This is a genomic window from Rhizobium sp. AAP116 (assembly GCF_001295785.1).
GTDB lineage: Bacteria > Pseudomonadota > Alphaproteobacteria > Rhizobiales > Rhizobiaceae > Allorhizobium.
Map to the genome: position 1 here is coordinate 13,310 of NZ_LJIB01000014.1, position 26,564 is coordinate 39,873.

The following is a 26,564-nucleotide window of genomic DNA, read 5'->3' on the forward strand; positions in this document are numbered from 1 at the left end:
CACTGAAACATCCTAGGTCAAGGTGCAACGAGATGGACGAGAGCGGCCTTGCCAAATCACATCGGGGCCGCTCTAAGCTTGTCTGACAACAGGAGGACAAGCCCATGACCGCACTCACCATCCCCGACCTTTCTGGCAAGGCCGTGCTGATCACCGGCGCATCGAGCGGCATCGGCGAGGCCCTGGCACGCGGTTTTGCCGCACAAGGCGCCCTGGTCGGCCTGCACTACAATTCGAATGCGGAAGCGGCGCATGCCATCGCCCGCGACATCGAAGCCGCCGGTGGCAGCGTCGTACTGGTGAAAGCCGATGCGGCGTCATCGGAGGCCATGGCCGAGGCCGTCGAGCATGTCGCCAAGACCTTCGGTCGGCTCGATGGTGTCATCAACAATGCCGGCAGCATGATCGCCCGCGTGCTCTATGAAGAGATGACGGACGCCCATTACGACAAGGTAATGGACGTGAATGCCCGCTCGGTGATCGCTACGACACAGGCCGCCGTGCCGTATCTGAAGCGTGAGGGCGGCTTCGTCATCAATACGACGTCGGTGGCCGCTCGCACGGGCGGCACCGCAGGCTCCGGCGTCTACGGTTCCTCGAAAGCCTTTGTCGGCGCAGTCACCAAGGGCATGGCGCTGGAATTCGGCAAATACAATATTCGCGTCAACGCGGTGGCGCCCGGCGTCATCACCACGGCCTTCCAGGACAAATATGCCCTGCCCGGCCAGCTCGATCAGGTGGCCGGCAGCGTGCCCTTGAAGCGTACCGGAACACCGGAGGATTGCGTCGGCGCCTATCTGTTCCTCGCCTCGCCGATGCTCTCCGGCTACATCACCGGGCAGACGATCGACATCAATGGCGGGCAATTCATGCCGTGAGGCAAAGGGCGCCGGTCTCGCCGGCGCCTCATTGGTTGGGCCGCTTCACCCCTCGCCGCGATTGTCCTTCAACCAGTCCAGGCCGTTGCGCAACGTATCGACCGCCTGGTCGATCTGCGACCGCGAGATGATCAGCGGCGGGGAGAAGAGCATGCGGTCGCCGGTGGCGCGCAGCACGACGCCGGCATTGACACACTGGTTACGGACGGCAGTGCCGGTATCGTCTGGTTTCTTGAAGCGGCGGCGGGTGGCCTTGTCGGCCGCGATCTGCACCGCACCCATCAGGCCGACGCTGACGGCTTCGCCGACGAGTTCGTGGTCGGTGAGCGAGGCCAATGCCTGGGCGAGATAGGGGCCGGTGTCGTCGCGGACACGCTCGACCAGGCCTTCTTCCTCGATGATGCGGATGTTTTCGAGCGCTGCGGCGGCTGCCACCGGGTGACCGGAATAGGTGTAGCCGTGGTAGAAGTCGCCGAGCTCGTTGACCATGACCTCCGCCACGCGGTCGGAGACGAGCACGCCGCCGATCGGCAGATAGCCCGAAGAGAGCCCCTTGGCGATCGGCGCGAGGTCCGGCTCGAAGTCATAATGCTGATGGCCGAACCAGGAACCCAGGCGGCCGAAGCCGGAGATGACTTCGTCGGCGACGAGCAGGATCTGGTACTTGGCGCAAATGCGCTTGATCTCCGGCCAGTAGGTCGAGGGCGGCACGATGACGCCGCCGGCCCCCTGGATCGGCTCCGCAACGAAGGCGGCGACATTCTCTTCGCCGAGTTCGAGGATCTTCTCTTCAAGCTCGCGGGCTACCTTCAGGCCGAAATCCTCGGGTGTCAGATCCCCGCCCTCGGCATACCAGTAGGGCTGGTTGATGTGGTGGATACCCTCGATCGGCAGGTTGCCCTGCTCGTGCATCCACTTCATGCCGCCGAGCGAGGCGCCGGCGACGGTCGAGCCGTGATAGGCGTTCTTGCGGGCAATGACCTGTGTCTTCGTCTCGTGGCCGAGCGCCTTCCAGTAGACGCGCGCCATACGGAACCAGGTGTCGGAGGCTTCCGAGCCGGAATTGGAGAAGAAGACCCGGTTGATCTTCGGGCCGGTCTTTTCGGCGATCTTCTGGGCGAGCAGCGTGGTCGGCGGAGTCGTGGTGCCGAAGAAGGTGTTGTAATAGGGCAGTTCCAGCATCTGGGCGTGGACCACATCGGCGATCGATTTGCGGCCATAACCGACATTGACGCACCAGAGCCCGGCAAAGGCATCGAGATACTGCTTGCCGGTGGAATCCCAGATGTGCACGCCTTCCGCCCGGGTGATGATCTTGGTGCCTGCCGCATTCAGCTTCTTCATGTCCGAAAAAGGGTGAAGATGATGGGCAGCGTCGATGGCACCGAGATTGGAGACGGCGGTAAGCGGCTTGTTCATGGGTCGGATCCTTGACCGGGGCGGAAGCTATTGCTTTCACGGCCAAACTTGGTCCGCGTGGCAGCCCTGCCCCGCATTGAAAGGCGGAACATTATCGGCTACGAACATGACCGTCCAAAACGCGTTTGGCAAGGCACCGATTGCCGCGTTCCTCCGGCCAAATCCGACCTGATAGCCAACGAGAGTTTTCCCATGACAGCACCGACCGAGGCCGCCGATCTTACCGCAGCCGACCCTTCCGCGCGCATCGAGATGCTGCTCGTCGGCATGAATGGCGACCTCAGAGGCAAGATGATTCCGCTGAAAGCCGAGGACAAGGTCTGGAAGAACACGGTGCGCCTGCCGGCCTCGACCCAATCGCTCGACATCTGGGGCGACGACAATGACGACATTACCAAGATCTCGCTGACGCTCGGAGATCCCGATGGCATCTGCATGCCGGACAAGAACTCGCTGACGACGCTGCCCTGGGGGCCTGCCGGCTCCAAGCAAGTGCTCGCCACCATGCATACGCTCTCCGGTGAGCCGCATTACGTCTGCCCACGCGCGATCCTCGCCAATGTGATGAAGCGCTTCGAGGAAAAGGGCCTGACGCCTGTTGTTGCCACCGAGCTCGAATTCTATGTCATGGAGCCGGATTTCCGCGAGACGGGCGTGCCGATGCCGCCGAAGGCGCTGGTCATGAATGGCGAAGTCGAGGGCTACCAGCTCTACGACATGCGTGCGACCGCCGCGATGGAAGGCTTTCTCGATACGGTTCGCGAATATTGCGACCACATGGGCCTGCCGGCCGATGCGACGACCGCCGAATTCGGCCCCGGCCAGTTCGAGGTCAACCTTTTGCACAAGCCGGATGCCATGGCCGCTGCCGACGACTGCATCTATTTGAAGCGCGTCGTCGATTTTGCCGCCCGCCGGCATGGTTTCAAGGCGACCTGCATGGCGAAGCCCTATGGCGATCATGCCGGCTCTGGGCTTCATGTGCATGCCTCGATCATCGACAAGGATGGCCGCAACATCCTCGACGCCAAGGGCGGCGATCCGGTGAAGCTGAAGTCGATCACCGCCGGCATGCTGAAAAGCATGCAGGACGCGCAACTGATCTTCGCGCCCTTTGCCAATTCCTACCGCCGCTTTCAGCCGGGCTCCTTTGCACCAGACAAGATCGACTGGGGTTTCGGCAATCGCGGCACCGCGATCCGCATTCCGGACAAGGATGGCCCCGCTGCCCGCATCGAGCACCGTGTTGCCGGTGCAGACGCCAATCCACATCTCTTGCTCGCCGCCATCCTCGGCGGCATCCTGCTTGGCCTCGACGAGGATCTTGATCCCGGCCAGGTCACGACGCCGGACAGCGCGCCTGAAAACCCCGACATGCTGACCTATGATTTCCTGACCGCCGTCGAGCGGTTCCGCGCATCCGCCTTCATCGCCGACATCTTCGGGGCCGAATATCAGCGCATCTATGGCGACACCAAGCGCAAGGAGGCCATGGCCTTCCTCAGGACCGTGTCGAGCTTCGACTACCAGACCTATCTGCCGCGCATCTGACCCCTATCCAGCCATCGGAAACCTTGCAGACGCGACCCTCGGGTCGCGTTGTCGCATCTCGGGCAGGATTTGACGCTATAATTTTATTTCGTCACAAAACGGTCACGCGAAATCTTCGTGCCAAATCACAGGCCAACCCTCCAATTTCCTCCCAAAAATTAGGGTAGCCACAAAAAATGCGGCTTGCCACCTCCGCACGAATATTCTTCTCTCCCTTTCCGTTAACGTGAACTGGGAGTTCCAAACGATGTCTATCCAGACGCGCCGGCTGCTCGGCACCTCTCTTCTCCTCACCTCCTTGATGTTTGGCGCAAGCCAGGCGCTGGCCGAAGTCGTGCTTCATCGCGGCAATTCCGGCGAGCCGCAGACGCTCGATCAGGCCAATACCTCGATCGACATCGAAGCCTTCATTCTCAAGGATCTCTATGAGGGCCTGACGATCTACGACGCCAAGGGCGAAATCGTGCCCGGCGCTGCCGAAAGCTGGACCATCTCCGACGATGGCACCGTCTATACCTTCAAGATCCGCGAAAACGCCAAGTGGTCGGATGGCTCGCCGGTGACGGCTGAAGACTTCGTCTACTCGATCCAGCGCGTCCAGAACCCGGAAACCGCCGCGAAATACGCCAACATCCTCTACCCGATCAAGAATGCCGAAAAGGCCAACAAGGGTGAAGCGAAGCTGGAAGAAATCGGCGTCAAGGCCGTTGACGAGAAGACCCTCGAAGTGACCCTTGAGCGCGCAACGCCTTTCTTCCTCGAGCTTCTGGCCCACCAGACCGCCCTGCCCGTCTCCAAGGCAAGCGTCGAAAAGAACGGCAAGGATTTCGTCAAGCCGGGCGTGATGGTGTCGAACGGCGCCTACAAGCTCGAGAGCCATGTCCCGAACGACAACCTTGTGGTGGTGAAGAACGAACATCACTGGGATGCCGCCAACACCCAGATCGACAAGGTTGTCTTCTACCCGATCGACGATCAGGCCGCTTCGGTCCGTCGTTTCGAAGCCAAGGAAATGGACCTCGTCTACAACTTCTCGGCCGACCAGATCGACCGGCTGAAGGACAGCTATGGCGAGCAGGTCCGCGTTTCGCCGTCGGCCTCGACCTATTACTACGTCTTCGACACCCGCCAGGAACCCTATAGCGACGTGCGCGTCCGCCAGGCCCTCTCCATGGCCGTCGATCGCGACTTCCTGGCCGAGGAGATCTATTCCGGCGCGCAGCTGCCGACCTACTCGCTGGTTCCGGATGGTCTCGGCGGCTACGAGGCAGCCAAGGCCGACTTCGCCGAGATGTCGCAGCTCGACCGCGAAGACAAGGCGATCGAACTGATGAAGGAAGCCGGTTACGGTGAAGGCGGCAAGCCGCTCAACATCGAGATCCGCTACAACACCAACCCGAACCACGAGCGTGTCGCGACCGCCGTTGCCGACATGTGGAAGAACACGTTCGGCGCAACGGTTACGATGACCAACCTCGACGTGGCCTCGCACTACGCCTATCTGCAGGAAGGCGGCGCCTTCAACGTGGCTCGTGCCGGCTGGGTCGCCGACTATGCGGATGCTGAAAACTTCCTCGGCCTCAACGTCTCCACCAACACCTCGTTCAACTACGGCAAGTACAACAACCCGGAGTTCGACGCGCTGATGGCCAAGTCCTACACCGAAGGCGATGCCGAAGCCCGCAAGAAGATCCTACATGATGCCGAAGTCATCCTGATGCGCGACCAGCCGATCGCTCCGCTGATGAGCACGGCGAACCTGTGGCTGGTCTCCGACCGCGTCAGCGGCTGGCAGGACAACGCAGCCAACGAGCATCTCAGCCGCTTCCTCCGCGTCGCTGAATAATCTCGTCACGTGACCGGACGACGCACGGTTCAAGCCGCGCGTCGTCCATTCAGGAGCAGGACATGACATCCTTCGTACTCCGGCGGCTGATGAGCGCCGTCCCGACGATCTTCATCGTCGTCACCATCTCATTCTTTCTGATGCGCTTTGCGCCCGGCGGCCCCTTCAATCTCGAGCGCCCGCTTCCGCCTCAGACGATGGCCAATATCATGGCCACCTACAAACTCGACCAGCCGCTGATCAGCCAGTATCTGAGCTATATCGGCAATGCCGTCACCGGCGATCTCGGTCCGAGTTTCATCTACAAGGACAACACCGTTTCCGAATTGATCGGCAAGGCTCTGCCTTATTCGATCCAGCTCGGCGGGATCGCCATCCTCGTCGCCCTGATCGGCGGCGTGCTGCTCGGAACCGTCGCAGCACTCAGGCAAAACAGCGCGATCGATTTCGCCGTCATGTCCTTTGCGACTGTCGGCGTGACGATCCCCAATTTCGTTGTCGGTCCCGTGTTGACGCTTCTGTTTGCCGTGATCCTCAACTGGCTGCCGGCTGGTAGCTGGGGCGACGGCTCGCTGCGTTACCTCATCCTGCCGGTCACGGCGCTGGCCCTGCCGCAGCTTGCCGTCTTTGCACGCCTGACCCGCGGCGCGATGATCGAGGCGCTGCATACCGACCATATCCGCACGGCCAAGGCTTACGGCCTGCCCTCGCGTGTCGTCGTCGTCACGCATGCGATGCGCGGTGCGATGCTGCCGATCGTCTCCTATCTCGCACCCTGTGCCGCCGCACTTCTGACCGGTTCCGCAGTGGTGGAGACGATTTTCACCATTCCCGGCGTCGGTCGCTACTTCGTGCTCGGCGCACTCAACCGCGACTATCCCCTCGTCATGGGCACCGTCATCCTCGTCGCCGTGTTCGTGATCGTCTTCAACCTGTTGGTCGACATCGCCTATGGCCTGCTCGATCCGAGGGTTCGCAATGACTGATATCACCGCTTCCCCCCAGCCGGAGATCACCGGACGCAGCCTCGCCCAGCTCGCCATGATGCGCTTCCGGCGCAACAAGGCCGCCATCTCGGGCTGCGTGCTTTTGGCCTTCGTGACCCTGTTCTCCTTCGCCGGACCTCTTTTCGTACCGCACAGCTACGATCAGGTCTTCTCCTCCTACGTTAACGTGCCGCCGAGCCTGACCCCACGGCCCGATCCCGAGACGCTGCAGGACGTGGCCGAAAGCGTGGCCCAGCGGGCAAGAGTGACACTCGACAGCTTTACGGTCGAGGATGGCCGTTTCACCGCCGTGATCAGCTCGGATGGGGAAATCGATCCCCGCACGATCCGCTATTTCGATCGCAACAACGAATTCAAGAATTCGGAAGTCGTGGACCAGGCAGCGGATGGTCGAAGCCTCACCGTATCCGGCAATGTGGACCAGATCACCTTCCCCTTCGGCACCGATTCCAACGGCCGCGATCTGCTCGTCCGCGTCATGCTTGGCGGGCAGATCTCGCTCGCCGTCGGTCTCGCGGCCAGCCTCGTCTCGCTCGGCATCGGCGTCGTCTATGGCGCGACCTCGGGCTATCTCGGTGGCCGCGTCGACAATGTGATGATGCGTATCGTCGAGATCCTCTACTCACTGCCCTTCGTCTTCCTCGTTGTCGTGCTCGTCGTCTTCTTCGGGCGATCGGTGATCCTGATCTTCCTGGTGATAGGGGCGGTGGAATGGCTGGAAATGGCCCGCATCGTGCGCGGCCAGACGCTGTCGCTCAAGCGCCGCGAATTCGTCGGTGCGGCGGAAGCGCTGGGCCTGACCGACTGGCAGATCATCCGCCGTCACATCATCCCGAACACGATCGGCCCGGTCATCGTCTTCGTCACGGTCATCGTGCCGAAGGTCATCCTGCTGGAGAGCTTCCTCTCGTTCCTCGGGCTCGGCGTTCAGGCGCCGCTTGCCAGCTGGGGCACGCTGATCTCGGAAGGGGCCGCCAGCATGCAGAATGCGCCGTGGCTTTTGATCTTTCCGGCGATCTTCTTCGTGGTGACGCTGTTTTCGCTGAATTTCGTGGGCGACGGCCTGCGGGATGCGCTGGATCCGAAGGACCGATGAGCATGGACGACAGGACAAACAACGAAACCGTGCTCGACGTTTCCGACCTCAAGGTGACGTTCGCGACACCCGACGGCACAGTGGAAGCAGTCAAGGGCATCAGCTTTTCGGTGAAGAAGGGCGAAACGCTCGCCATCGTCGGCGAAAGTGGCTCGGGCAAGAGCCAGACCATGATGGGCATCATGGGCCTGCTCGCCAAGAACGGCGATGTCAGCGGCGAGGCCGTCTATGGCGGACGCAACATCGTCGGCCTGCCGATCGGCGAGTTGAACAAGGTGCGCGGTGCGAAGATCACCATGATCTTCCAGGAGCCGATGACCTCGCTCGATCCACTCTACCGGATCGGCAAGCAGATATCAGAACCGCTGATCCATCATCGCGGCATGAGCAAGACGGAAGCGCGCGCCCGCGTGCTGGAACTCTTGAAGCTCGTCGGCATCCCCGACCCCGAGCGCCGCATCGACAGCTATCCGCACGAAATGTCCGGCGGCCAGCGCCAGCGCGTGATGATCGCCATGGCCTTGGCCAACGAGCCCGACGTGCTGATCGCGGATGAACCGACGACCGCGCTCGATGTCACCATCCAGGCGCAGATCCTCGATCTGCTCGCCGACCTGCAGAAGCGCTTCGGCATGGCGATCGTGCTGATCACCCACGACCTCGGCGTGGTCAAGCACGTGGCCGACCGTGTCGCTGTCATGCGCAAGGGCGAGATCGTCGAAACGGGAAGCCGCGATGCGATCTTCGGCAACGCCCAGCACGACTACACGAAGATGCTGCTGGCGGCAGAACCCTCTGGTACAAAGCCGCCGCCGGCTGACGATGCGCCGGTCGTTCTGGAAGGTCGCAATGTCACCGTCGATTTCGACATCGGCAGCGGTGGCTTCCTGCGTCCGAACCGTACCTTCCGGGCTGTCGACCAGGTCAGCGTCCGGCTCCGCCAGGGCCAGACCATCGGCATCGTCGGGGAGTCGGGATCTGGCAAATCGACGCTCGGCCGCGCTTTGCTGAAGCTGCTCGCAGCCGATGGCGCCTTCCGCTTCGAGACGGCGGATATCTCGAACCTCGACCGGGCCGGCATGCGCCCTTTCCGCAAGCAGCTGCAGCTGGTGTTCCAGGACCCCTATGGCTCACTCTCGCCGCGCCAGACGGTGGGCGAGATCATCACCGAAGGTCTCTACGTGCACGAGCCGCAGCTCAGCCGCGCCGAGCGTGATGCGCGGGCCATTGCTGCTCTCAAGGAGGTTGGCCTCGACCCGGCAGCGCGCAACCGCTATCCGCACGAGTTCTCAGGCGGCCAGCGTCAGCGCATCGCGATCGCCCGCTCGATGATCCTGAAGCCCAAGGTCGTCATCCTGGATGAGCCGACCTCAGCACTCGACCGCTCCGTGCAGCGTCAGGTGATCGAACTGCTGCGCGACCTGCAGGACAAGCATGGGCTTTCTTACGTCTTCATCAGCCATGACCTCTCGGTCATCCGCGCGATGTCGGACCATGTCATCGTGATGAAGAACGGCAAGATCGTCGAGCAGGGTGGAACCGAGGCGATCTTCGATCATCCGCAGGAAGACTATACCCGCGACCTGATCGCGGCTGCCTTCAGCCACTGAGCTCGGTTCATCCACAAACCAGAAAGCGGCGCCCCAATCGGGCGCCGTTTTCGTTCATGCCGGCGCCTGCGGCCGCGCCACGAGCACCTTCAGCTGTCCGGCATGGATCTTGATCTCGACGTCAGCGGGCATGCGCAGGAGTTCACCGTCGAGGACACAGGCGGCACCCTTGCGATGTTTGGGGAAATGGAGATGCACCTTCTCCGCAGTCGAGGCGGTCACTGCCTCGTTCTCCTTGAACTTGCCCCTGATGATATCGAAAGCCAGCTTGCCGACGCCGGTCGGCTCCAGCGGCTCCGCCAGATAGACGCCGAGCCTGCCGGTATCGACCCGGTCGGCGAAGAACAGCGAATTATTGCCAAGCGGATTGTTGGAGACGGAGATCGCCGAGACCGGGCGCTCCTCGCTGCGGCCGTCGCCATCGATATCGAAGACGACCTCGAAGCGCGGCGGATCGAGCATGACGCCGAAGGCGGCGCTGGTGCTTGCCCGGATCTTGCCGATACGGGAGGCAAAATTCATCTGGTTGCGCATCCGGACCATGCGGGCGTGCAGACCTGCGGAAAACTGGTGCACGAAGGGACGACCGTTCGCCGTTGCAATATCGACGTTGACAACGGTTGCGTCGGCCAAGAGGTCGAGTACCTTCCAGATGTCGAGCGGTAGCTTCAGCGAGCGGGCAAAGAGGTTCATCGTGCCGGCGGGGATGATGCCGAGCGGCACGCCGGCTTCCCAGGCGATGCCTGCGGCCGTGGATATCGTGCCGTCCCCACCGCCGGCCAGAAGCGCATCAAGGTCGCTCTCTTTGCTCGCCTTTTCCAGAGACTGCACAACCTCGTCGCCGCCGACGACATCGCATACGAGATCATGGCCCTTCGCCGCAAAGGCGCGGGTTGCCGTCTCGCAATAGGTCTGCATGTCGGTGGTCTTGAAGGTGCCACCTTCGCGATTGAGTACCGCCTTGATTTTCATGTCGCCCTTTCGCGGCCCTTGAGAGGCCAATGCTCACAACGTGTCGACGCCTCGAAAGTTTCGAAAGCCGCCTGCAGATCGATAGCGCACGAGCAGATTTCAAGATGGCGAGCAAAAGCCTTTGCCGCAGCGCACACGGATATGATAAAAAACAGTTCCTTCTTACGGCCTGCTGGCTCCTTTCTTTCATTTCGGCTTCCTCGGAAGCGCGTTTCGCGTGGCAAGGTTCTCTTGCGCGCCCATGGTGTTTTCATGACCGAATTCGCTTCGTCCCCCACCGCAGAACTACAACAGTCCCCGGCCCTGACGCCAACGACGATCCTGCTGATCGAACTGGCGCTCGCCGCTGGCGGTTTTGGCATCGGGACCGGCGAGTTCGTGATCATGGGGCTGCTGCCGGAGGTCGCAGAGACCTACGGGGTAACGGTGCCGCAGGCAGGCCATGTGATCAGCGCCTATGCGCTGGGTGTCGTCATCGGCGCACCGATCATCGCAGCACTTGCCGCCAAACTTCCGCGCAAGACGTTGCTCTTGCTGCTCATGGGCCTCTTCGCCGTCGGCAATTTCGCCAGTGCGCTCGCCACAGAATTTGCGACATTCACGCTTCTTCGCTTCATCACCGGTCTGCCGCATGGCGCCTATTTCGGTGTGGCCGCCCTGGTTGCCGCCGCCATGGCGCCGCCGAACCGTCGCGTTAGGGCCGTTGGCCGCGTGATGCTGGGGCTGACCATCGCCACGCTCATCGGCACGCCGATCGCGACCTTCCTGGGCCAGTTGATGAGCTGGCGCGCCGCGTTCTTCCTGGTAGCAGCCATCGCGGCCATAACCGTGGCGTTGATCGCACTCTATCTGCCGAAAGACGAAGTGGCCGAGGGCGCCAGCATCCGCCGCGAACTGTCGGCCTTCGGGCGCCTGCAGGTCTGGCTGTCCTTCGGCGTCGCTGCCGTCGGCTTCGGCGGCATGTTTGCGATCTTCAGCTATATCGCCAAGACCGTGACCGATACCGCGGGTCTCCCGGCCAGCATGGTGGCAGTGGTTCTTGCCCTCTTCGGTATTGGCATGAATGTCGGCAATATCGTCGGCAGCCGCATGGCCGACTATTCGCTGAAGGGGACGATCGGTGGCATGCTCGCCTTCAATATCGTGCTGATGGCAGTCTTTTCGCTCACCGCGCACAATCCGATCATGCTGTGCATCTGCGTCTTCCTCACCGGCTGCGGCTTTGCCGCCTGCCCGGCCGTGCAGACCCGTCTCATGGATGTGGCAGCCGACGCGCAGACGCTCGCCGCCGCCACCAATCATTCCGCCTTCAACATTGCGAACGCGCTCGGCGCATGGCTCGGCGGACTGGTGATTGCCGCCGGCTACGGCTACGCCGCCACCGGCTATGTCGGCTCGGTGCTGTCCGCCTTCGGCCTGATCATCTTCCTGATCTCCATTGCTTTGGAAAAGAGGCCGTCAAGCGGCTGAGGCGGTCTTCAAGGTCCACTCGAGGGGACAGCCGGGAAATTGCTGGCCATCCAGGCACGAGGGCGCGACATGGTCGGCATCCTCAAGTGAACCGAGGTCCTTTTCTGTGCCTACAGACAGAAAATGTGCATTCTTGCAGAACTCCAATCTATGCCCTTAATGGGTAGCGTTCAAACGCCAGACAGGAGTTTTCCATGCGCGCCATCGGATTCCATACGCCCCAGCCCATCACCTCGGAGACGGCGCTGGTCGATCTCGAGCTGCCCGTGCCGGAGGCGGCAGGCCACGATCTCCTCGTCGAGATCAAGGCGATCTCGGTAAACCCGGTCGATACCAAGGTTCGCCGCAACCAGACGCCGCCGGCAGGCGAAGCCCGGATCCTCGGCTATGATGCGGCGGGCGTGGTCAAGGCCGTCGGTCCGGATGTCAGCCTCTTCAAGCCAGGAGACGAGGTCTACTACGCCGGCGCGATCAATCGTCCGGGCACCAATGCCGAATATCACCTCGTCGACGAACGCATCGTCGGCCTGAAGCCGAAGACACTCTCCTTCGCACAAGCCGCCGCCCTGCCGCTGACTGCCATCACCGCTTACGAGGCGCTGTTCGACAGACTGAAGGTGAGCGATCCGGTCCTCGGCGCCGGACGGTCGATCCTGATTACGGGCGGTGCCGGTGGCGTCGGCTCGATTGCCATCCAGCTTGCCAAGGAACTGACCGACCTTACCGTCATCGCCACCGCCTCGCGACCGGAGACGGCGGACTGGGCGAAGTCTCTCGGTGCCGATCACGTCATCGACCACAGCAAGCCGCTCGCCCAGGAATTTGCCGCACTCGGCATCGACCCGCCGGGTTTCATCTTCTCGGTGACCCATAGCGGCCAGCATCGACTGGCGATGGCCGAGATCGTCGCGCCGATGGGCCGCATCTGCCTGATCGACGACTTCCCCGAAGGCTTCGACATCCTTGCCTTCAAGCAGAAGGTCGTCTCGCTGCACTGGGAGTTCATGTTCTCCCGGCCGGTCTTCCAGACGCCTGACATGATCGAGCAGCACAAGCTCTTGACGCATGTTGCCGAACTCATCGATGCGGGCAAAATCCGCACGACGCTCGATACCGTGCTCGGGCCGATCACGGCGGAAAACCTGCGCGAGGCGCACAGGCTGATCGAGAGCAACCGCACGCGCGGCAAGATAGTGCTGGAAGGTTTTCCGGCCTGAGCCAGTTCTTACCGGCCGCCGTCTCTGCGGCGGCCACCTCTTCCGCGATCAGGTGCGAACCGGGAGCTTCAGCGGCGCACCAGTCTTGACGCTCCGGATCGCAAAATTCGACCGGATGTCGGTCACGTTGGGCAAGACGAGCAGCTTTTCCGTCAGCAAGGTCTCGTAGGCCGAGAGATTTTCAACGACGACTTCTGCCAGGAAATCGGACTCGCCCGAAATCATGTAGCAGGCAACGACTTCGGGAATGTCGAGCAGGGCCTCGTGCAGCGCATCGGCGTTCTCGCGCGTGTGGCGCGCCACCTTGAAGGCGACGAACACGGTGAGTTCGAGCCCCAGCATGCGCCGGTCAAGATCTGCACGATAGCCGCGGATGAGACCGCTCTCCTCCATCAGCCTGATACGTCTGAGGCAAGGCGATTGCGAGAGCCCGACCTTGTCGGCAATCTCGACATTGGTGATGCGTGCGTCATCCTGCAGAAGCTTGAGGATCGCGTGATCGAACTTATCGAGTTTTGGCAGCAATTAGAACTCCAGCGCTTCTTTTTGGCATATTGTGCCAAATTTCTAACCATCCGGCGTGCATTGCGCAAGGACACGTCAGAGCGAACGGCATAAGATTGGACGCAAGCATCATCTTCTGGAGCAACCATGTCCGCCGTCGGCACCACTCCCCTTCCCGGCTCCGGCCGCTCAGCGCTGGGTGCATTGTCGGCGCTGTCCGTCGTGCTCATCTGGGCGTCGTGGCTGGTTTCCACACGTCATAGCGTCGGCGCCGGGCTTGGCCCCCTCGATCTCAGTCTTCTGCGTTATGGCATTCCGGCGCTCGTGCTGGCTCCGGTCTGGTGGCGTACGGGCCTGTTTCCCAAGGGGGCCATGGGACCACTCTGCCTGATGATTCTCGGCTCCGGCGCGCCCTTCTTTCAGATCGTCGCCTTTGGCATGCGCCATACACCCGCCTCGGCGGCCGGCGTCTTGCTGCCGGGGCTGATGCCGCTTGCGGTCGCCGTCATCGGGATGGCATTCCTTGGCGAACGACCCGACAGATGGCGCAAGGCAGGCATGGTTGCGATCCTCGCAGGCGGCGGCATCCTGCTCGCGGGCAATCTGGGTGCTGACGGGCTCGGCTGGATCAGCTTCACCATCCTTCCCATCGGCGCGACGCTCTGGGCCGTCTATACCCATGCCTTCCGCCGCAGCGGACTCGATGCCTTCGAAGGAGCGGCCTTGATCTGCGTCTGGTCGACCCTTCTCAACCTTGCGGCCCTGCCCTTTGTCGGCACCCAATTCCTGACGGCACCCTTGGGGGAAATCGCCCTGCAATCCGTCACACAGGGCCTGCTTTCGGGCTTGGTCGCGACCTTGCTCTATGGGACGGCAGTTCGCGCACTCGGCGGAACCCAGGCTGCCGCCTATACGGCGATCACGCCAGTGGCTGCGGCCATTGGCGGTGCCGTGCTGCTTGCGGAGCCGCTCGGCATCTCGGTTCTCGTTGCGGCGCTTGTCACCGGGCTCGGCGTCCTCTTGTCCACCGGCCTTTTGTCCCGACGACAGCCCGCAGGCTGACGGTCGGCATTACGCAGCAGAACGCATGATCGCCGCACTGCCCGTCGGGCTCTCGCTCGGCTTCAGTGCCGCATCCTCGACGGCCACGAGGTTCTCCTGGCCCCAACGGCCGATCGCCTGAAGCACTGGCTCGAGGCTGCGGCCGAGCGGGGTCAGCGAATAATCAACGCGCGGCGGCACGACCGGATAGACGGTGCGGGCGACAAGACCGGCGACCTCCATGTCGCGCAACTGCTTCGACAACATGCGATGGGTAATCGATGGCAGGCGCTTCACCAGTTCGTTGAAGCGCAGCACTTCGTCCTTGAGGAGATGGTGGAGGATCACGCCCTTCCATTTGCCGTCGAACAGCTGCAGGGTCGCCTCGATCTGGCAACCACCGAGGTCGGACAAGCCGGCGTTCATATCGCGAGCCATTCAAAATCCCTTCTCAAATCTTCGACGCGGCCGGTCACCGGCGCATCTGTTCCCACTTAGTCCTGATCGGTCGGCGGAAAAAGCCTCCGGCCGATCGGAATTGGTCGACACAGCGTCAACCAGACATTCGACGCATAAGAGCGCCGGAAAGTTTCATTGCGGGGAGATTGGGGCAAAGGCTTGGAGCTGCAATAGTGATGGCACAGTCGTGACTGGGTGTGACAAGACAGTGCCAATCGATCACAGCAAAGTGGCGCCGGTCCGGGAACCAGCGCCACAATAAAGACGTGAAAGTCGAAGCGCCGATCAGGCCTGAATCACTACGACCTTGCTGCCGACATCGACACGCGCATAGAGATCGATCACGTCGTGGTTCATCATGCGGACGCAGCCCGAGGACATCGCCTGGCCGATCGACCAGGGCTGGTTGGTGCCATGAATGCGGAACATGGTGTCGTTGCCGCCACGATAGAGATACATGGCGCGGGCGCCGAGGGGATTGTTCGGGCCGCCGGGCACACCGCCGGCATATTTCAGGTTCCGCTCGGGGTCACGGCGGATCATGTTGGGGGTCGGCGTCCAGCTCGGCCATTCTGCCTTGCGACCGACATAAGCATTGCCGGAAAGAGCAAGGCCCGCGCGGCCGACGCCGATGCCGTAGCGCATGGCCCGACCATTGCCCATCACGTGGTAGAGCCGGCGCTCTGGCGTATTCACCACGATCGTGCCCGGAGCGTGTGGCGTCTCGTATGCCACTTCCTGACGACGCAGTTCCGGCTTGATCTTCTCGATCGGTACCTTTTTCAGCGGAAACGGCTCGTCCGGCACGTCGCCATACAGGGCCTGCTGATTGGGAACGGACTGGCAGCCGGCGATGAAGAGCGGCAGGCCAAACAAAAGACCGCGGCGGGAAATGGTCATGTTTCAGGCGTCCTCGGGATTACGATTCGTTGCCGAGGAGCCTAGGAATTTATGGTTAATGACGGGTTAAATCTAAAGGTGCTTGTTAAGATCGATGGCGAAGATGGGGCGGTGGCTGGTGGCGACACCGCACTGCAATGCAAAAAGGGCGACCTCTCGACCGCCCTTTGAATAGACATTACATGTCGGATAGACCGGCCCTTCGCCGCCAATTTGCCAGCGGCGGTCCGTGCGGGCCTGCCTCTCGAACATTTACATGTTCGGATAGACCGGCCCTTCGCCGCCTTGTGGCGGCACCCAGTTGATATTCTGGTTCGGGTCCTTGATATCGCAGGTCTTGCAGTGAACGCAGTTCTGGGCGTTGATCACGAAGGTCTGCTCGCCCTCCTTCTCCACCCATTCATAGACGCCCGCCGGACAGTAGCGGGTCGACGGACCGGCATAGACGTCGAGTTCGGATCGCTTCTGCAGATCCATGTCCTTGACCTTGAGGTGGACCGGCTGGTCTTCCTCGTGGTTGGTGTTGGAGAGGAAGACCGAGGAGAGGCGGTCGAAGGTCAACACACCATCCGGCTTCGGATAGGCGATCGGCTTGTGGCTCGCTGCCGGCTCCAGGGATTGTGCATCGGTCTTGCCATGCTTCAGCGTGCCGAAGAAGGAGAAGCCGAGGAGCTGGTTCATCCACATGTCGATGCCGCCAAGGCCGACGCCCAGCGCCGTACCGAGCTTCGACCAGAGCGGCTTGACGTTGCGCACGCGCTTTAAGTCCTTGCCGATATCGGTCGAACGCCATTCGTTCTCGATCTCGATCGGCTCGTCATTGGCGCGACCGGCGGCGATCGCGTCCGCAATCTTCTCGGCCGCCAGCATGCCTGAAAGCACGGCGTTGTGAGAGCCCTTGATGCGGGGGACGTTGACGAGACCGGCGGAACAGCCGATCAGCGCGCCGCCCGGGAAGGAGAGCTTCGGCACGGACTGGTACCCGCCTTCGGTAATGGCGCGGGCGCCATAGGACAGGCGCTTGCCGCCTTCAAAGGTCTTGGCGATCGCCGGATGGGTCTTGAACCGCTGGAACTCCTCGAAGGGATAAAGATAGGGGTTCTTGTAGTTCAGGTGCACGACGAAGCCGACGGCAACCATGTTGTCTTCGAGATGGTAGAGGAAGGAGCCGCCGCCGGTCTTCATGCCGAGCGGCCAGCCGAAGGAATGCTGGACGAGGCCCGGCTTGTGGTGCTCGGGCTTGACCTGCCAGAGTTCCTTCAGGCCGATGCCGAACTTCTGCACATCGCTTTCGCGCGAGAGATCGAACTTGGCAATCAGCTGCTTGGCGAGCGAGCCGCGCACGCCTTCCGAGATCAGCACATATTTGCCGAGCAGTTCCATGCCGCGCGTATAGGCCGGACCCGGCTCGCCGTTTTTCTCGATGCCCATGTCGCCGGTCGCGACGCCGATCACGGCGCCCTGGTCATTGTAGAGCACTTCGGAGGCTGCAAAGCCCGGATAGATCTCGACGCCGAGCGCTTCCGCATGGGCGCCGAGCCAGCGACAGACATTGCCGAGCGAGACGATGTAATTGCCGTGATTGTTCATCAGCGGCGGCATCAGCATGTTGGGAAGGCGAATTGAGCCGGCCGGACCGAGGAAGAGGAACTGGTCATCGGTGACTTCCGTCTTGAACGGATGGTCGGCTTCCTCGCGCCAGCCGGGGATCAGGCGGTCGATGCCGATGGGATCAACCACGGCACCGGACAGGATATGGGCGCCGACTTCCGCGCCCTTTTCGAGCACGACGACGGTCAGGTCCGGATTGACCTGTTTCAGACGGATCGCTGCCGACAGACCTGCGGGACCTGCGCCCACGATCACGACGTCGAATTCCATGCTTTCGCGTTCTGGCAGTTCCATATCCGTGCTCATCGTCATTTCCTCATCAGGCGGTCCCATCCGCCTTCCTCCTTGACAAAACCGAACCCAATTGTCGAGCCGAAGCGCGACGCGCCAAGGCGCAAATTCCGGCAGGGCGGTGTGAAGCGCGAGAATATCTTACGTGAACGTAAGGGTCAATGCGACGATTTCGCTGCGTTGGCGGCAGTCACCGCTCGCCGGACCTTTCTTCTCGCTTTCCCAACGAAAAGTGCGGCGCCGTGTTCCGCCTGCGTCAAATCCTGTCGCAGGCCAAAATCTGTCTTTGAAACCTTCCCCGCTTTGTCTCAGTCTGGCGACAAAACGCCAGCAGGGGGCAGACAACATGGCATTCACATATGGTTTCATCGGGCTCGGCCATCTTGGCCGCCATCTCGCCGGCAGCCTGGTCCGGGCTGGCTTCACCGTCGTGGTCAATGATCTCGATCCCGACATTGCCAAGGAGCTGGTGGCTGCCGGCGCCAAGTTTGCCGCAAACCCTCAAGCTGTGGCTGAAGTCGCAGATGCCGTGATCACGTGTCTGCCCTCGCCCAAGGTCAGCGAACGCGTTCTGACCGGCGAGCGCGGCATTCTGAAAGGCTTGAAGCCGGGTGCCACCTGGATCGAAATGAGCACGCTCGACGAACAGGAAGTCCTGCGTCTCGGCAAGATCGCGGCCGATGCTGGCGTGCGCATGCTTGAAGCGCCCGTTACCGGCGGCGTGCATCTGGCAGCCTCAGGCGAAATCACCGTCATCATCGGCGGAGATGCCGACCTCTACGATCTGCACCGGCCGGCCTTCCAGGCGATGGGAAAGCAGATTTTTCGAGCAGGCCCGCTCGGCAAGGCTGCCGTGATCAAGGTTATCACCAACATGCTCGCCTTCATCCACCTTATCGCAACCGGCGAGGCACTGATGCTGGCGAAGAAGGGGGGCATCGACCTGACGGATGCCTTCAACATCATCAAGGCCTCTTCGGGCAACAGTTTCGTGCATGAGACCGAGGGTCAGGTGATCCTCAATGGCAGCTACAACATCAACTTCACCATGGATCTCGCCGTCAAGGATCTCGGCTTCGCGCTCGGCTTCGGCCGCAACTTCGGCGTGCCCCTCGACCTTGCCTCCCATGCACTGCAGACCTTCATTCGAGCCCGCTCGACCTATGGCGGCGACGCATGGTCGTCGCAGGTCGTGAAACTTCTCGAAGATGCAACCGGCACCGATCTGCGGGCACCCGGATTTCCAGCGGAGCTTTGAGCGGTTAGAGAGGTCTTGATTGGTGGCTCGGCGCCTTGCGGCGACCGGATTTTCAGGCGAAGAAGCCGCGAACAGTTCAGGTTGCACCATGTCTTCGCATTCGACCTTCTCGTCGCTCGACCTCACCTCGGCACTTGACGGCCTGCATCCGGACCTCCGGATCCTCGGTCCCGAGGCGCTTGCTGGTCGCCATCCCGGAGAAGACCAAGCGAACCTGAATGCCGGCGTGATGGCGCAGCCGGCATCGACGGAGGCGGTCGCGGCGCTGGTATCCTGGTGCAGGGCAAACCGCGTTGCCATCGTGCCGCAAGGTGGGGTCAGCGGGCTCGTCGGCGGCGGCGTTTCCCATGCGGGTGACATCATTCTGTCCAGCGCCCGGCTTAACCGGGTACTGGCAATTCATGCGGACGAGGAAACGGTCGAAGTGGAGGCAGGCGTCACCCTGGAGGCCCTGCAGACGGCACTGGACCCGCATGGGCTAACCACAGGCATCGACCTCGGCTCGCGTGGATCGGCGACGATCGGAGGAATGGCTGCCACCAATGCCGGCGGCATCCTCGCCTTCCGCAACGGCGTGATGCGCCATCAAATCCTGGGCCTTGAAGCCGTTCTTCCCTCGGGCGAGATCTTCTCGGACCTGACGCGGGTGGTGAAGGTCTCGGCGGGGCCGGATCTGAAGCAGTTGCTGATCGGCAGCGAGGGTGCCTTCGGTTTCGTCACGCGGCTCGTGCTGAAAGTCGAGACAATCCGCCCGCATCGTGCCGTGGCGCTCCTCGGCGTACTCGATGCGAGCCGCGGGTTGCGGGTTGCCGCGCGGCTGCGGCGCCATCCGGCGCTCCAGTTGGAAGCCGCCGAGATGATGTGGCCGCGTTATGTGCGCGATCACGCCGCGCTGAAGCGCTTCGACCTGTCCTGGCTGGAGAACAATACGCCGGTGCAGTTGCTGGAAGTCTCCGGCGAGACGGCAGAGGCCGCAACAGCGCTTCTCGAGGCAGAACTCGCCGAGATCTGGGAGGAGGCCGAGCTTCAGGGCGGGATCATCGCCCAGTCCTCCGATCAGGCACACCGCTTCTGGGAAATGCGCGAGGATTCCGGCTTCTACTTCGCCGCGTTTCCGAACGCCCCGTCCTTCGACGTTTCGATGCCACCCTCCGCCCTGGACGACTATGTCGCCGGACTGACTAATCGTCTTGACGCGATCGGCGATGGCTTGGAGGCCTATGTCTACGGGCATATCGCCGACGGCAACCTGCATATCGCAATTGCGGCTGCCGGGCCCCTGCCCTCTGAGCTGAAGGCGGCCATCGAGGCGGCGGTCTATGATGGCATCCGTGCCTCGGGCGGCAGCTTCTCCGCAGAACACGGTGTTGGCCTCGAAAAGCGTGCCGCCTATCTGACCCACGTCGATCCGGTGAAACAGGCGCTTGCGCGCCAGATCAAGTCCGTGCTCGACCCGCACAACCTGTTCAATCCGGGCAAGGTGCCGTTCTGAAACCGGTTGATCCGCAGACCGCAGGGGTTTCGATCGCGGTCCGGCACCGATAGACTGCCGCAAAGCATATCGCATCACAGGGAAGGATACACCCATGGATCTCGGCATTTCCGGCAAACGCGCCCTCGTGCTCGCCGCCTCGCGCGGCCTTGGCCTCGGCATTGCCAAGGCGCTTGCGGCGGAGGGTTGCCATGTCCTCATCTGCGGACGCACGGAAGACAAGCTCAAGGCCAATGTCGAGGCCATCAGGGCATCTGGGGGCAAGGCGGACTATGTGGTCGCCGACCTCGCCGATGCGCATTTCGTCGACCAGATGCTGCAAGCGGTCCATCACACGCTCGGCGGCATCGACATCCTCGTCAACAATACCGGCGGCCCGACGCCCGGCACCGTCGAGGACATGGATGCCGAGAAGCTCTACAACTTTTTCCAGTCCATGGTGGTCCGCGTCATCACGCTCACCAATGCGCTGGCCCCCTTGATGAAGACTCAGGGCTTTGGCCGTATCCTCACCGTCGCCTCGTCCGGCGTCTTCGAGCCGATCCCGAACCTCGCCCTCTCCAACACGCTGCGCGGTGCGCTCGCCGGCTGGAACAAGACGCTGTCGGCGGAACTCGCCTCTTACGGTGTGACGGCCAACATGATCCTGCCCGGCCGCATTCACACGGACCGTATCGACGAGCTCGATGGCGCAAACGCCAAGAAGCAGGGCAAGTCGCTGGACGAAGTACGCGCGGCATCTGTCAAGTCGATCCCCGCCCAGCGGCTCGGCCGTGTCGAGGAGTTTGCGTCCGCAGCTGCCTTCCTCTGCTCTGGCCCTGCAAGCTACATCACCGGCACCATGCTGCGCGTTGACGGCGGGGCGGCGAAATCGATCTGAGCGGCCCGCCATCGGCGTCAAATTCGCATTGGCTAAAATGAGAGCGATCGACTGAACGGCTTGGAAAGCTCTTGGGTTTACTCAAACGTGAGAAACCTGGGAGATGAGAGTTCCCGTGATGACCGATGCCGGACATGAAGACCGGATGCTGCTGGCACTCGACCCGGCAGCACTCGTGACCGAACCCGAACCGACCGTCGAAGAGCGCGCGCGTGTCCCGCGCTCTCGCAACGCCAGCTATGGCCGGATCATCGACCACTTCCTGACAAAGCTTGAGGGCTTCAACGAAGAGCAAGAAGCGCCAGAGATGGCGCAGTACGCTGCCCGTCTCTATCATGAAGTCTGAGCACGACCGGTCTCGCCTCAACGCCGCCTCAGCCAGGCAAGCCCTGCCACACCCGCAATCGCCAAGAGAAGACCATACATGACCCAGGGGCTCTGATCGATCATGAAGCTCGACGCCGGATAGGGAAAGTGACCCGAGCCCTGCCCGATCCACACGAAGCCGATCAGAATTGCGAGAGCAGCAAAGCAATGCAGGGCGATGCGCATGGGTGACATCTGTCGATCTCCAGGGTGAAGCCGACCATAGACCCAGGCGCCAACAACGGCTAGAGGCGCCCGCTTCGCCGGGACCGTCGATGCAATAGTTCGTGTCTGCGCGCCCACCTGCGCTCCGATTACAGCCGTCACAAAAAGGTCGCTTGCCCTCGCCGGCCCCCTGTGGCATCAGGCGCCCTCTTTCATGTCTCGGCATCGCCGAGCACGACCGGCTCGCCGGGTCTCACAGACAATCAGGCATAGATAAAGGGAGCGATGGCCATGGCTGAAGCGCTTGGGCTCGATTTCGGCACGACCAATACCGTGATCGCCGTCGCGGAAAGCAGCGACGCGACACATTCGGTCGCCTACACTTCGCCGGCCGGCACATCCGACAGCATGCGCACCGCGCTCTCCTTCCTCAAGGATCGACAACTCGGCGCTGGCGCGCTGAAGGTCGAGGCGGGCCAGGCCGCAATCCGTGCCTTCATCGACAATCCCGGCGACTGTCGTTTCCTGCAGTCGATCAAGACCTTTGCTGCTTCCGCCCTCTTCCAGGGGACGCTGGTGCATGCAAGGCGCTTCCAGTTCGAAGACCTGATGGAGGTGTTCCTGAAGCGCCTGCAGGCCTATGCGGGCGATGGCTGGCCGGGCGAGGCCAAGCGTCTCGTCGCCGGTCGTCCCGTCCATTTCGCCGGCGCCAGTCCCGATCCGGCGCTTGCCGTCACCCGCTACAACGAAGCGCTGACGCGGCTCGGTTTTCCCGAGATCCACTATGTCTATGAGCCGGTGGCCGCCGCCTTCTATTTTGCCCGCACGCTCAAGCGTGACGCGACGGTTCTCGTCGCCGACTTCGGCGGCGGTACGACCGACTTCTCGCTGATCCGCTTCTCGACCGAAGCCGGCAAGCTCAGCGCCACGCCGATCGGCCAGTCCGGTGTCGGCATTGCCGGCGACCAGTTCGATGCGCGCATCATCGACCAGCTGGTGGCGCCGGAAATCGGCAAGGGCAGCCAGTTCAAGAGCTTCGGCAAGCTGCTCGACGTCCCAAGCAACTACTATCTCGCCTTTTCGCGCTGGAACCAGCTTTCGGTCTTCAAGACCTTGAAGGAATTCACCGACCTCAAGTCGCTGGTGCGCCAGGCGGAAGAGCCGGAGAAGCTCGAACTGTTCATCGATCTGATCGATCACGACGAAGGTTACCCGCTCTATCAGGCGGTCTCGGCCACAAAGATGGCCCTGTCTTCGGCGGAAGAAGCCGATTTCCGCTTCGCGCCGCTCGGCAAGGCCGGCGAGAAGCGCGTGACCCGCCGCGATTTCGAAAGCTGGATTGCCGACGACCTCGTCCGCATGGAAGAGGCGCTCGACGAGGTGTTGGCCAAGAGCAACACCGAGGCCGGCACGATCGATAAGATATTCCTCACCGGCGGCACATCCTTCGTGCCCGCAGTGCGTGACATCTTCCACCGCCGCTTCGACGCAAGCCGCATCGAAACCGGCGGCGAACTGGTGTCGATTGCCCATGGCTTGGCTCTAATCGGCGAGCGGGACGATATCGAACAATGGGTGGCGTGAACCGGGCCGACTAACTCCCACGGCCAGCGCATGCCGGGGGGCTCCCCTCATCCTGAGGATGCCCGCGAAGCAGGCCTCGAAGGATCAAAGCCATACAGAAAACCACCCGCCCTCGTCCTTCAAGGGTCGCATACGCTCCCGCCTCAGGACGAGGGCTGGTCGCCAAAGTTTGTCCTACGCTTTCCATTTGCCTTCCGTCGGCCAAAGGCACTAGAACAGCCTCATGATCCAGGCCCGCGACATGTCCTCCGCAGAGCTCGCCGCGCTTCTCGCATTTCATGCAGAGGCCGGTGTCGAGTGGCTGGTGGAAGACGATCCGATCGACCGCATCGCGGCTTTTGCAGCCGAAAAGGCGGCGCGGCAGGTGGCACGCCCGGCAGCGGATACACAAGCCACCAACGCCCAGGGGCGCAGCCTGCCGGGACGCAGCGTAACTCCCCCCTCCGAACGCCAGCCGGCGCGGGCGCAACCCGCCCAAGGCTCGGCGCTGCCGGCGATCCCGGATGAGAATGCCATTGCCGAAGCGCGCTTTGCCGCCGAAAGCGCACGTTCGCTTGCCGAATTGAAAACTGCCATCGAAGCCTTCACCAGCTGCAATCTGAAAACCTCGGCACGGTCGACCATCACGGCCGAAGGTACCGGCACGGCCGGCATCATGGTGATCGGCCCCATGCCGAACGCGGATGACGACCGCGAGGGTCAGGCCTTTTCAGGGCGCGCAGGCCTTCTCCTCGACCGCATGCTTTCGGCCATCGGCCAGAGCCGCGAAAGCGCCACCATCACCACCATCATCCCCTGGCGGCCGCCTGGCGACCGTATGCCCTCCGGCCCGGAAACTGCCATTTGCCGACCCTTCATCGAACGCCAGATCGCGCTTGCTGAACCTCGCCTGGTCCTTGTGCTCGGCAATTATGCCGCCCGCTTCTTCTTCGGTGAAACCGGGACGATCCACGCTCTGCGTGGCAAGTGGCGTGATATCGGCGCCGGCGGCCATACCGTCCAGGCCATGGCGACGCTGCATCCGCAGGAGTTGCTCGCCGCCCCAGCCAGCAAGGCACTTGCCTGGATGGATCTGCTCGCCTTCTCCGAACGCGAGAATCCTGTCCAAAACGGCTAAATTATCATCAGCATGAACAAATTATGAAGAAAGCCATGCATTTGATGCAGGGCAGGATCGCAGCCTTGTTCGTTGCCGAATCTATGCTGCACTGCGATATATAAGTCTGAAAGTGGGAGGGACACTTTTAAAGGAAGACCATCGTGAGCCTTCGCACCCGCCCCATTCACTGCAAGTTCGAGACCTTGCGTCTCGCCAGCGAACACGGCCGCAGCGCAAGCCCCTACAACCGAAGCAGCGCTGCAGTTTCCGCAGAACAGCTGAGCGCGCGCTTCACCGGCCATGCCGGTCGCATAGCGCGCCCCGCCAGTGTCTTTTCCGAATTCCGCACCTGACGTTCGACGACCTCACCGGCCAAAAACCGTCGATTTGCTGGGAACGCATATCAGGGCTTCCGCATTGTGCATTGCGGCATCGGTTCATCCATGAACAGATATACCTACAAACATCGATATGCATTTAGAGCAGAGGATAAGACCATGAACATCTCGTTCCACCCCGTACGCAGCCTGCGCCAGGCCATGCATCACATCGGCCATGCCGTCAGCGCTTCAGAAGAGTTGTCCACCGCCGCCCGCAAGCGCCAGCAGGCCCAGGATCGTGGCGTCGAGCGCGCCTTGCAGCCGCTCGGCTTCTGATCCGGTCTGCACGATAGGCGGTTTCGTCGGGCCCGCCTTGCGCGGGCCTTTTCGCGTCTACAGATTGGAACCGTGTTTACAAGCCGCCGACCGCCCCGAGGCGGGGATCAGGCTTTCCCAGGCGAACAGGCCCGCAGATCCGCTCATAGGCAAAGTCAACAATCGAGAACTTGATCGCCTGCCAGCCACAATACTCCTCGAGGAAGTCGCGGTTGAGGATGCAGTGGTTACGATCGCCATCGGGCCAATAGAGGCAGCCCGTCTCCACCGCGCGGCGGAAAAGCCGCTGCAGATGCGTGCGGGAGATCATGAAGTGCTCGGCCATGACACGGGCATCGATCCGACCGATATCGTACCCGTCGCTACCCGGTGAATGCTCCATCGCCCGGCGAACCAGTTCATCCATGACGAGACCACCCGCCTCGGTCCACAGGAAGAGCGCCACGCGCGGCGGAGGCTCCAGCCAACTCGGATTGAGACAGGCATGGCGGGCGATCTGCGGCTGGATGAGACGGAAGAGATCCGGCTCGGCCGCAAGGGTCTCGGCCCGGTCGCCGCCATCGAGGTAATCGAGGAGCTCCAGATTTGTCACGAGCCATTGATACATCGCGCGGGTCGGCAATTCCGTCGCCTCGTAGCGCTTCGGCCGACGGTTCGGATCGCCGACGATGCGGACGAACTTGTAGCTCAACAACTGGTCGAGGAAATTCAGGACCGTATTGCGGCTCGCAGAATTGTTCGAGGTGATGATTTCGCGGAGATTGGTCGTCGTCAGTCCGCTTCCCGGCTGTGTTGGATCATATTCAAGCTGCAGCGCAAAAGCTGCCTGGCTGAGCAGCCAGCGCTGGTGCGATGCCAGCATGCGTGAAAGCCGAGGGCTCTGGTCGAACTGGCCGCGCAACTTGCCGGCATAGGCACCCAATGCGGTGGCGAATTGAGGATGACCGACAATATCGCTGGAGGAGAGCGTCATGACGGCCTCCGCGATCCGTACTTCCAGGCTGCAAAGGAGATCGACGCAGTCAGGCATCGCAATGCGTGCCGGTCCATTCCTCTGTTCGCCGCGGTCGTCCCCATTCGATCCCTTTGGCGGACGTGGACACTGGGTCCGACGCCTCTCTGACGCTGTTAGTGTGAAGGTAAACGAATTCCTGACGACGTTTCAATCCCTTATTGCCAAAGCGCGAGGGAA

Annotated in this window: 25 protein-coding genes; 17 read left to right on the plus strand and 8 right to left on the minus strand. The window is 62.1% G+C overall.

Annotated elements, in window-relative coordinates:
- Positions 1–104: 104 nt before the first annotated feature.
- Positions 105–878 carry an SDR family NAD(P)-dependent oxidoreductase gene (locus IP85_RS10410; protein WP_054149613.1) on the plus strand — a complete coding sequence of 258 codons (774 nt, stop codon included), beginning with the start codon at positions 105–107 and terminating at the stop codon, positions 876–878.
- A gap of 45 nt (positions 879–923) precedes the next feature.
- Here IP85_RS10410 and IP85_RS10415 read toward each other — a convergent pair whose 3' ends face one another.
- Positions 924–2,297, minus strand: coding sequence for an aspartate aminotransferase family protein (locus IP85_RS10415; RefSeq protein WP_054149614.1), 1,374 nt, complete (start codon positions 2,295–2,297; stop codon positions 924–926).
- 192 nt (positions 2,298–2,489) lie between these two features.
- Here IP85_RS10415 and IP85_RS10420 point away from each other — a divergent pair, with 192 nt between their 5' ends.
- The 5 genes from IP85_RS10420 (at position 2,490) to IP85_RS10440 (ending at position 9,407) form a co-directional block, all read left to right on the plus strand.
- Entirely contained in the window at positions 2,490–3,848 is a 1,359-nt protein-coding gene (locus tag IP85_RS10420; protein ID WP_054149615.1) for a glutamine synthetase family protein, read from the plus strand.
- Positions 3,849–4,095: 247 nt separating this feature from the next.
- A complete protein-coding gene (locus IP85_RS10425) occupies positions 4,096–5,694 on the plus strand; it encodes a peptide ABC transporter substrate-binding protein (protein WP_054149616.1) in 1,599 nt (532 codons plus the stop codon).
- 62 nt (positions 5,695–5,756) lie between these two features.
- Positions 5,757–6,680 carry an oligopeptide ABC transporter permease OppB gene (oppB, locus tag IP85_RS10430; protein WP_054149617.1) on the plus strand — a complete coding sequence of 308 codons (924 nt, stop codon included), beginning with the start codon at positions 5,757–5,759 and terminating at the stop codon, positions 6,678–6,680.
- The gene (locus IP85_RS10435) at positions 6,673–7,797 is read left to right on the plus strand and encodes an ABC transporter permease subunit (RefSeq protein ID WP_054149618.1); all 1,125 of its coding nucleotides are present in this window, start codon (positions 6,673–6,675) and stop codon (positions 7,795–7,797) included. Before oppB ends, IP85_RS10435 begins: the two co-directional genes overlap by 8 nt.
- 2 nt (positions 7,798–7,799) lie before the next feature.
- Positions 7,800–9,407 (plus strand): ABC transporter ATP-binding protein, encoded by a 1,608-nt coding sequence (locus IP85_RS10440; RefSeq protein WP_054149647.1) that lies wholly within the window; start codon positions 7,800–7,802, stop codon positions 9,405–9,407.
- A gap of 54 nt (positions 9,408–9,461) precedes the next feature.
- Here IP85_RS10440 and IP85_RS10445 read toward each other — a convergent pair whose 3' ends face one another.
- The gene (locus IP85_RS10445) at positions 9,462–10,379 is read right to left on the minus strand and encodes a diacylglycerol kinase family protein (protein ID WP_054149619.1); all 918 of its coding nucleotides are present in this window, start codon (positions 10,377–10,379) and stop codon (positions 9,462–9,464) included.
- 252 nt (positions 10,380–10,631) lie between these two features.
- On the opposite strand from IP85_RS10445, the gene IP85_RS10450 reads away from it, so the two are divergent.
- Positions 10,632–11,849 (plus strand): MFS transporter, encoded by a 1,218-nt coding sequence (locus IP85_RS10450; RefSeq protein WP_054149648.1) that lies wholly within the window; start codon positions 10,632–10,634, stop codon positions 11,847–11,849.
- Between the two features lie 194 nt (positions 11,850–12,043).
- Positions 12,044–13,066 (plus strand): zinc-binding alcohol dehydrogenase family protein, encoded by a 1,023-nt coding sequence (locus IP85_RS10455; RefSeq protein WP_054149620.1) that lies wholly within the window; start codon positions 12,044–12,046, stop codon positions 13,064–13,066.
- Between the two features lie 48 nt (positions 13,067–13,114).
- Here the strand turns inward: IP85_RS10455 and IP85_RS10460 are convergent, their stop codons facing one another.
- Positions 13,115–13,588: an Lrp/AsnC family transcriptional regulator gene (locus IP85_RS10460; RefSeq protein WP_054149649.1), complete on the minus strand. Its 474-nt coding sequence runs from the start codon at positions 13,586–13,588 to the stop codon at positions 13,115–13,117.
- A 129-nt stretch (positions 13,589–13,717) separates the two neighbouring features.
- Here IP85_RS10460 and IP85_RS10465 point away from each other — a divergent pair, with 129 nt between their 5' ends.
- Positions 13,718–14,632, plus strand: coding sequence for a DMT family transporter (locus IP85_RS10465; protein WP_054149621.1), 915 nt, complete (start codon positions 13,718–13,720; stop codon positions 14,630–14,632).
- A gap of 9 nt (positions 14,633–14,641) precedes the next feature.
- Here the strand turns inward: IP85_RS10465 and IP85_RS10470 are convergent, their stop codons facing one another.
- The 3 genes from IP85_RS10470 to IP85_RS10485 all read right to left on the minus strand — a co-directional run bounded on the left by IP85_RS10470 (position 14,642) and on the right by IP85_RS10485 (position 17,887).
- Positions 14,642–15,049, minus strand: a complete 408-nt coding sequence (locus tag IP85_RS10470) for a helix-turn-helix domain-containing protein (RefSeq protein WP_054149622.1) — start codon at positions 15,047–15,049, stop codon at positions 14,642–14,644.
- A 306-nt stretch (positions 15,050–15,355) separates the two neighbouring features.
- Positions 15,356–15,970, minus strand: coding sequence for a L,D-transpeptidase (locus IP85_RS10475; RefSeq protein ID WP_054149623.1), 615 nt, complete (start codon positions 15,968–15,970; stop codon positions 15,356–15,358).
- Positions 15,971–16,222: 252 nt separating this feature from the next.
- Positions 16,223–17,887 (minus strand): electron transfer flavoprotein-ubiquinone oxidoreductase, encoded by a 1,665-nt coding sequence (locus tag IP85_RS10485; RefSeq protein ID WP_054149650.1) that lies wholly within the window; start codon positions 17,885–17,887, stop codon positions 16,223–16,225.
- A gap of 298 nt (positions 17,888–18,185) precedes the next feature.
- Here IP85_RS10485 and IP85_RS10490 point away from each other — a divergent pair, with 298 nt between their 5' ends.
- The 4 genes from IP85_RS10490 to IP85_RS10505 all read left to right on the plus strand — a co-directional run bounded on the left by IP85_RS10490 (position 18,186) and on the right by IP85_RS10505 (position 21,848).
- Entirely contained in the window at positions 18,186–19,130 is a 945-nt protein-coding gene (locus IP85_RS10490; protein WP_348625557.1) for an NAD(P)-dependent oxidoreductase, read from the plus strand.
- An 88-nt stretch (positions 19,131–19,218) separates the two neighbouring features.
- The gene (locus tag IP85_RS10495) at positions 19,219–20,622 is read left to right on the plus strand and encodes an FAD-binding oxidoreductase (RefSeq protein ID WP_054149626.1); all 1,404 of its coding nucleotides are present in this window, start codon (positions 19,219–19,221) and stop codon (positions 20,620–20,622) included.
- A gap of 94 nt (positions 20,623–20,716) precedes the next feature.
- Positions 20,717–21,502 (plus strand): SDR family oxidoreductase, encoded by a 786-nt coding sequence (locus IP85_RS10500; protein WP_054149627.1) that lies wholly within the window; start codon positions 20,717–20,719, stop codon positions 21,500–21,502.
- Positions 21,503–21,620: 118 nt separating this feature from the next.
- The gene (locus IP85_RS10505; RefSeq protein WP_054149628.1) at positions 21,621–21,848 is read left to right on the plus strand and encodes a hypothetical protein; all 228 of its coding nucleotides are present in this window, start codon (positions 21,621–21,623) and stop codon (positions 21,846–21,848) included.
- 17 nt (positions 21,849–21,865) lie between these two features.
- Here IP85_RS10505 and IP85_RS10510 read toward each other — a convergent pair whose 3' ends face one another.
- Positions 21,866–22,054, minus strand: a complete 189-nt coding sequence (locus IP85_RS10510) for a hypothetical protein (RefSeq protein ID WP_054149651.1) — start codon at positions 22,052–22,054, stop codon at positions 21,866–21,868.
- 270 nt (positions 22,055–22,324) lie between these two features.
- On the opposite strand from IP85_RS10510, the gene IP85_RS10515 reads away from it, so the two are divergent.
- The 4 genes from IP85_RS10515 (at position 22,325) to IP85_RS22180 (ending at position 25,372) form a co-directional block, all read left to right on the plus strand.
- Positions 22,325–23,617, plus strand: a complete 1,293-nt coding sequence (locus IP85_RS10515) for an Hsp70 family protein (RefSeq protein ID WP_054149629.1) — start codon at positions 22,325–22,327, stop codon at positions 23,615–23,617.
- Between the two features lie 223 nt (positions 23,618–23,840).
- A complete protein-coding gene (locus IP85_RS10520; protein WP_054149630.1) occupies positions 23,841–24,734 on the plus strand; it encodes a uracil-DNA glycosylase in 894 nt (297 codons plus the stop codon).
- 143 nt (positions 24,735–24,877) lie between these two features.
- Positions 24,878–25,069, plus strand: coding sequence for a hypothetical protein (locus IP85_RS10525; protein ID WP_054149631.1), 192 nt, complete (start codon positions 24,878–24,880; stop codon positions 25,067–25,069).
- Between the two features lie 144 nt (positions 25,070–25,213).
- Complete coding sequence (locus tag IP85_RS22180; protein ID WP_153761840.1) at positions 25,214–25,372, plus strand: hypothetical protein; 159 nt, start codon at positions 25,214–25,216, stop codon at positions 25,370–25,372.
- Positions 25,373–25,448: 76 nt separating this feature from the next.
- Here the strand turns inward: IP85_RS22180 and IP85_RS10530 are convergent, their stop codons facing one another.
- Positions 25,449–26,345 carry a hypothetical protein gene (locus IP85_RS10530; protein ID WP_054149652.1) on the minus strand — a complete coding sequence of 299 codons (897 nt, stop codon included), beginning with the start codon at positions 26,343–26,345 and terminating at the stop codon, positions 25,449–25,451.
- Positions 26,346–26,564 lie beyond the last annotated feature (219 nt).

Coding starts and splice junctions, on each gene's coding strand:
- IP85_RS10410 (WP_054149613.1), top strand. CDS start 105: ATGACCGCACTCACCATCCCCGACCTTTCTGGCAAGGCCGTGCTGATC.
- IP85_RS10420 (WP_054149615.1), top strand. CDS start 2,490: ATGACAGCACCGACCGAGGCCGCCGATCTTACCGCAGCCGACCCTTCC.
- IP85_RS10515 (WP_054149629.1), top strand. CDS start 22,325: ATGGCTGAAGCGCTTGGGCTCGATTTCGGCACGACCAATACCGTGATC.
- IP85_RS10445 (WP_054149619.1), bottom strand. CDS start 10,379: ATGAAAATCAAGGCGGTACTCAATCGCGAAGGTGGCACCTTCAAGACC.
- IP85_RS10500 (WP_054149627.1), top strand. CDS start 20,717: ATGGATCTCGGCATTTCCGGCAAACGCGCCCTCGTGCTCGCCGCCTCG.
- IP85_RS10475 (WP_054149623.1), bottom strand. CDS start 15,970: ATGACCATTTCCCGCCGCGGTCTTTTGTTTGGCCTGCCGCTCTTCATC.
- IP85_RS10530 (WP_054149652.1), bottom strand. CDS start 26,345: ATGACGCTCTCCTCCAGCGATATTGTCGGTCATCCTCAATTCGCCACC.
- IP85_RS10415 (WP_054149614.1), bottom strand. CDS start 2,297: ATGAACAAGCCGCTTACCGCCGTCTCCAATCTCGGTGCCATCGACGCT.
- IP85_RS10465 (WP_054149621.1), top strand. CDS start 13,718: ATGTCCGCCGTCGGCACCACTCCCCTTCCCGGCTCCGGCCGCTCAGCG.
- IP85_RS10425 (WP_054149616.1), top strand. CDS start 4,096: ATGTCTATCCAGACGCGCCGGCTGCTCGGCACCTCTCTTCTCCTCACC.
- IP85_RS10485 (WP_054149650.1), bottom strand. CDS start 17,887: ATGAGCACGGATATGGAACTGCCAGAACGCGAAAGCATGGAATTCGAC.
- IP85_RS10520 (WP_054149630.1), top strand. CDS start 23,841: ATGATCCAGGCCCGCGACATGTCCTCCGCAGAGCTCGCCGCGCTTCTC.
- IP85_RS10470 (WP_054149622.1), bottom strand. CDS start 15,049: ATGGCTCGCGATATGAACGCCGGCTTGTCCGACCTCGGTGGTTGCCAG.
- IP85_RS10440 (WP_054149647.1), top strand. CDS start 7,800: ATGGACGACAGGACAAACAACGAAACCGTGCTCGACGTTTCCGACCTC.
- IP85_RS10505 (WP_054149628.1), top strand. CDS start 21,621: ATGACCGATGCCGGACATGAAGACCGGATGCTGCTGGCACTCGACCCG.
- IP85_RS22180 (WP_153761840.1), top strand. CDS start 25,214: ATGAACATCTCGTTCCACCCCGTACGCAGCCTGCGCCAGGCCATGCAT.
- IP85_RS10510 (WP_054149651.1), bottom strand. CDS start 22,054: ATGCGCATCGCCCTGCATTGCTTTGCTGCTCTCGCAATTCTGATCGGC.
- IP85_RS10455 (WP_054149620.1), top strand. CDS start 12,044: ATGCGCGCCATCGGATTCCATACGCCCCAGCCCATCACCTCGGAGACG.
- IP85_RS10450 (WP_054149648.1), top strand. CDS start 10,632: ATGACCGAATTCGCTTCGTCCCCCACCGCAGAACTACAACAGTCCCCG.
- IP85_RS10495 (WP_054149626.1), top strand. CDS start 19,219: ATGTCTTCGCATTCGACCTTCTCGTCGCTCGACCTCACCTCGGCACTT.
- IP85_RS10435 (WP_054149618.1), top strand. CDS start 6,673: ATGACTGATATCACCGCTTCCCCCCAGCCGGAGATCACCGGACGCAGC.
- oppB (WP_054149617.1), top strand. CDS start 5,757: ATGACATCCTTCGTACTCCGGCGGCTGATGAGCGCCGTCCCGACGATC.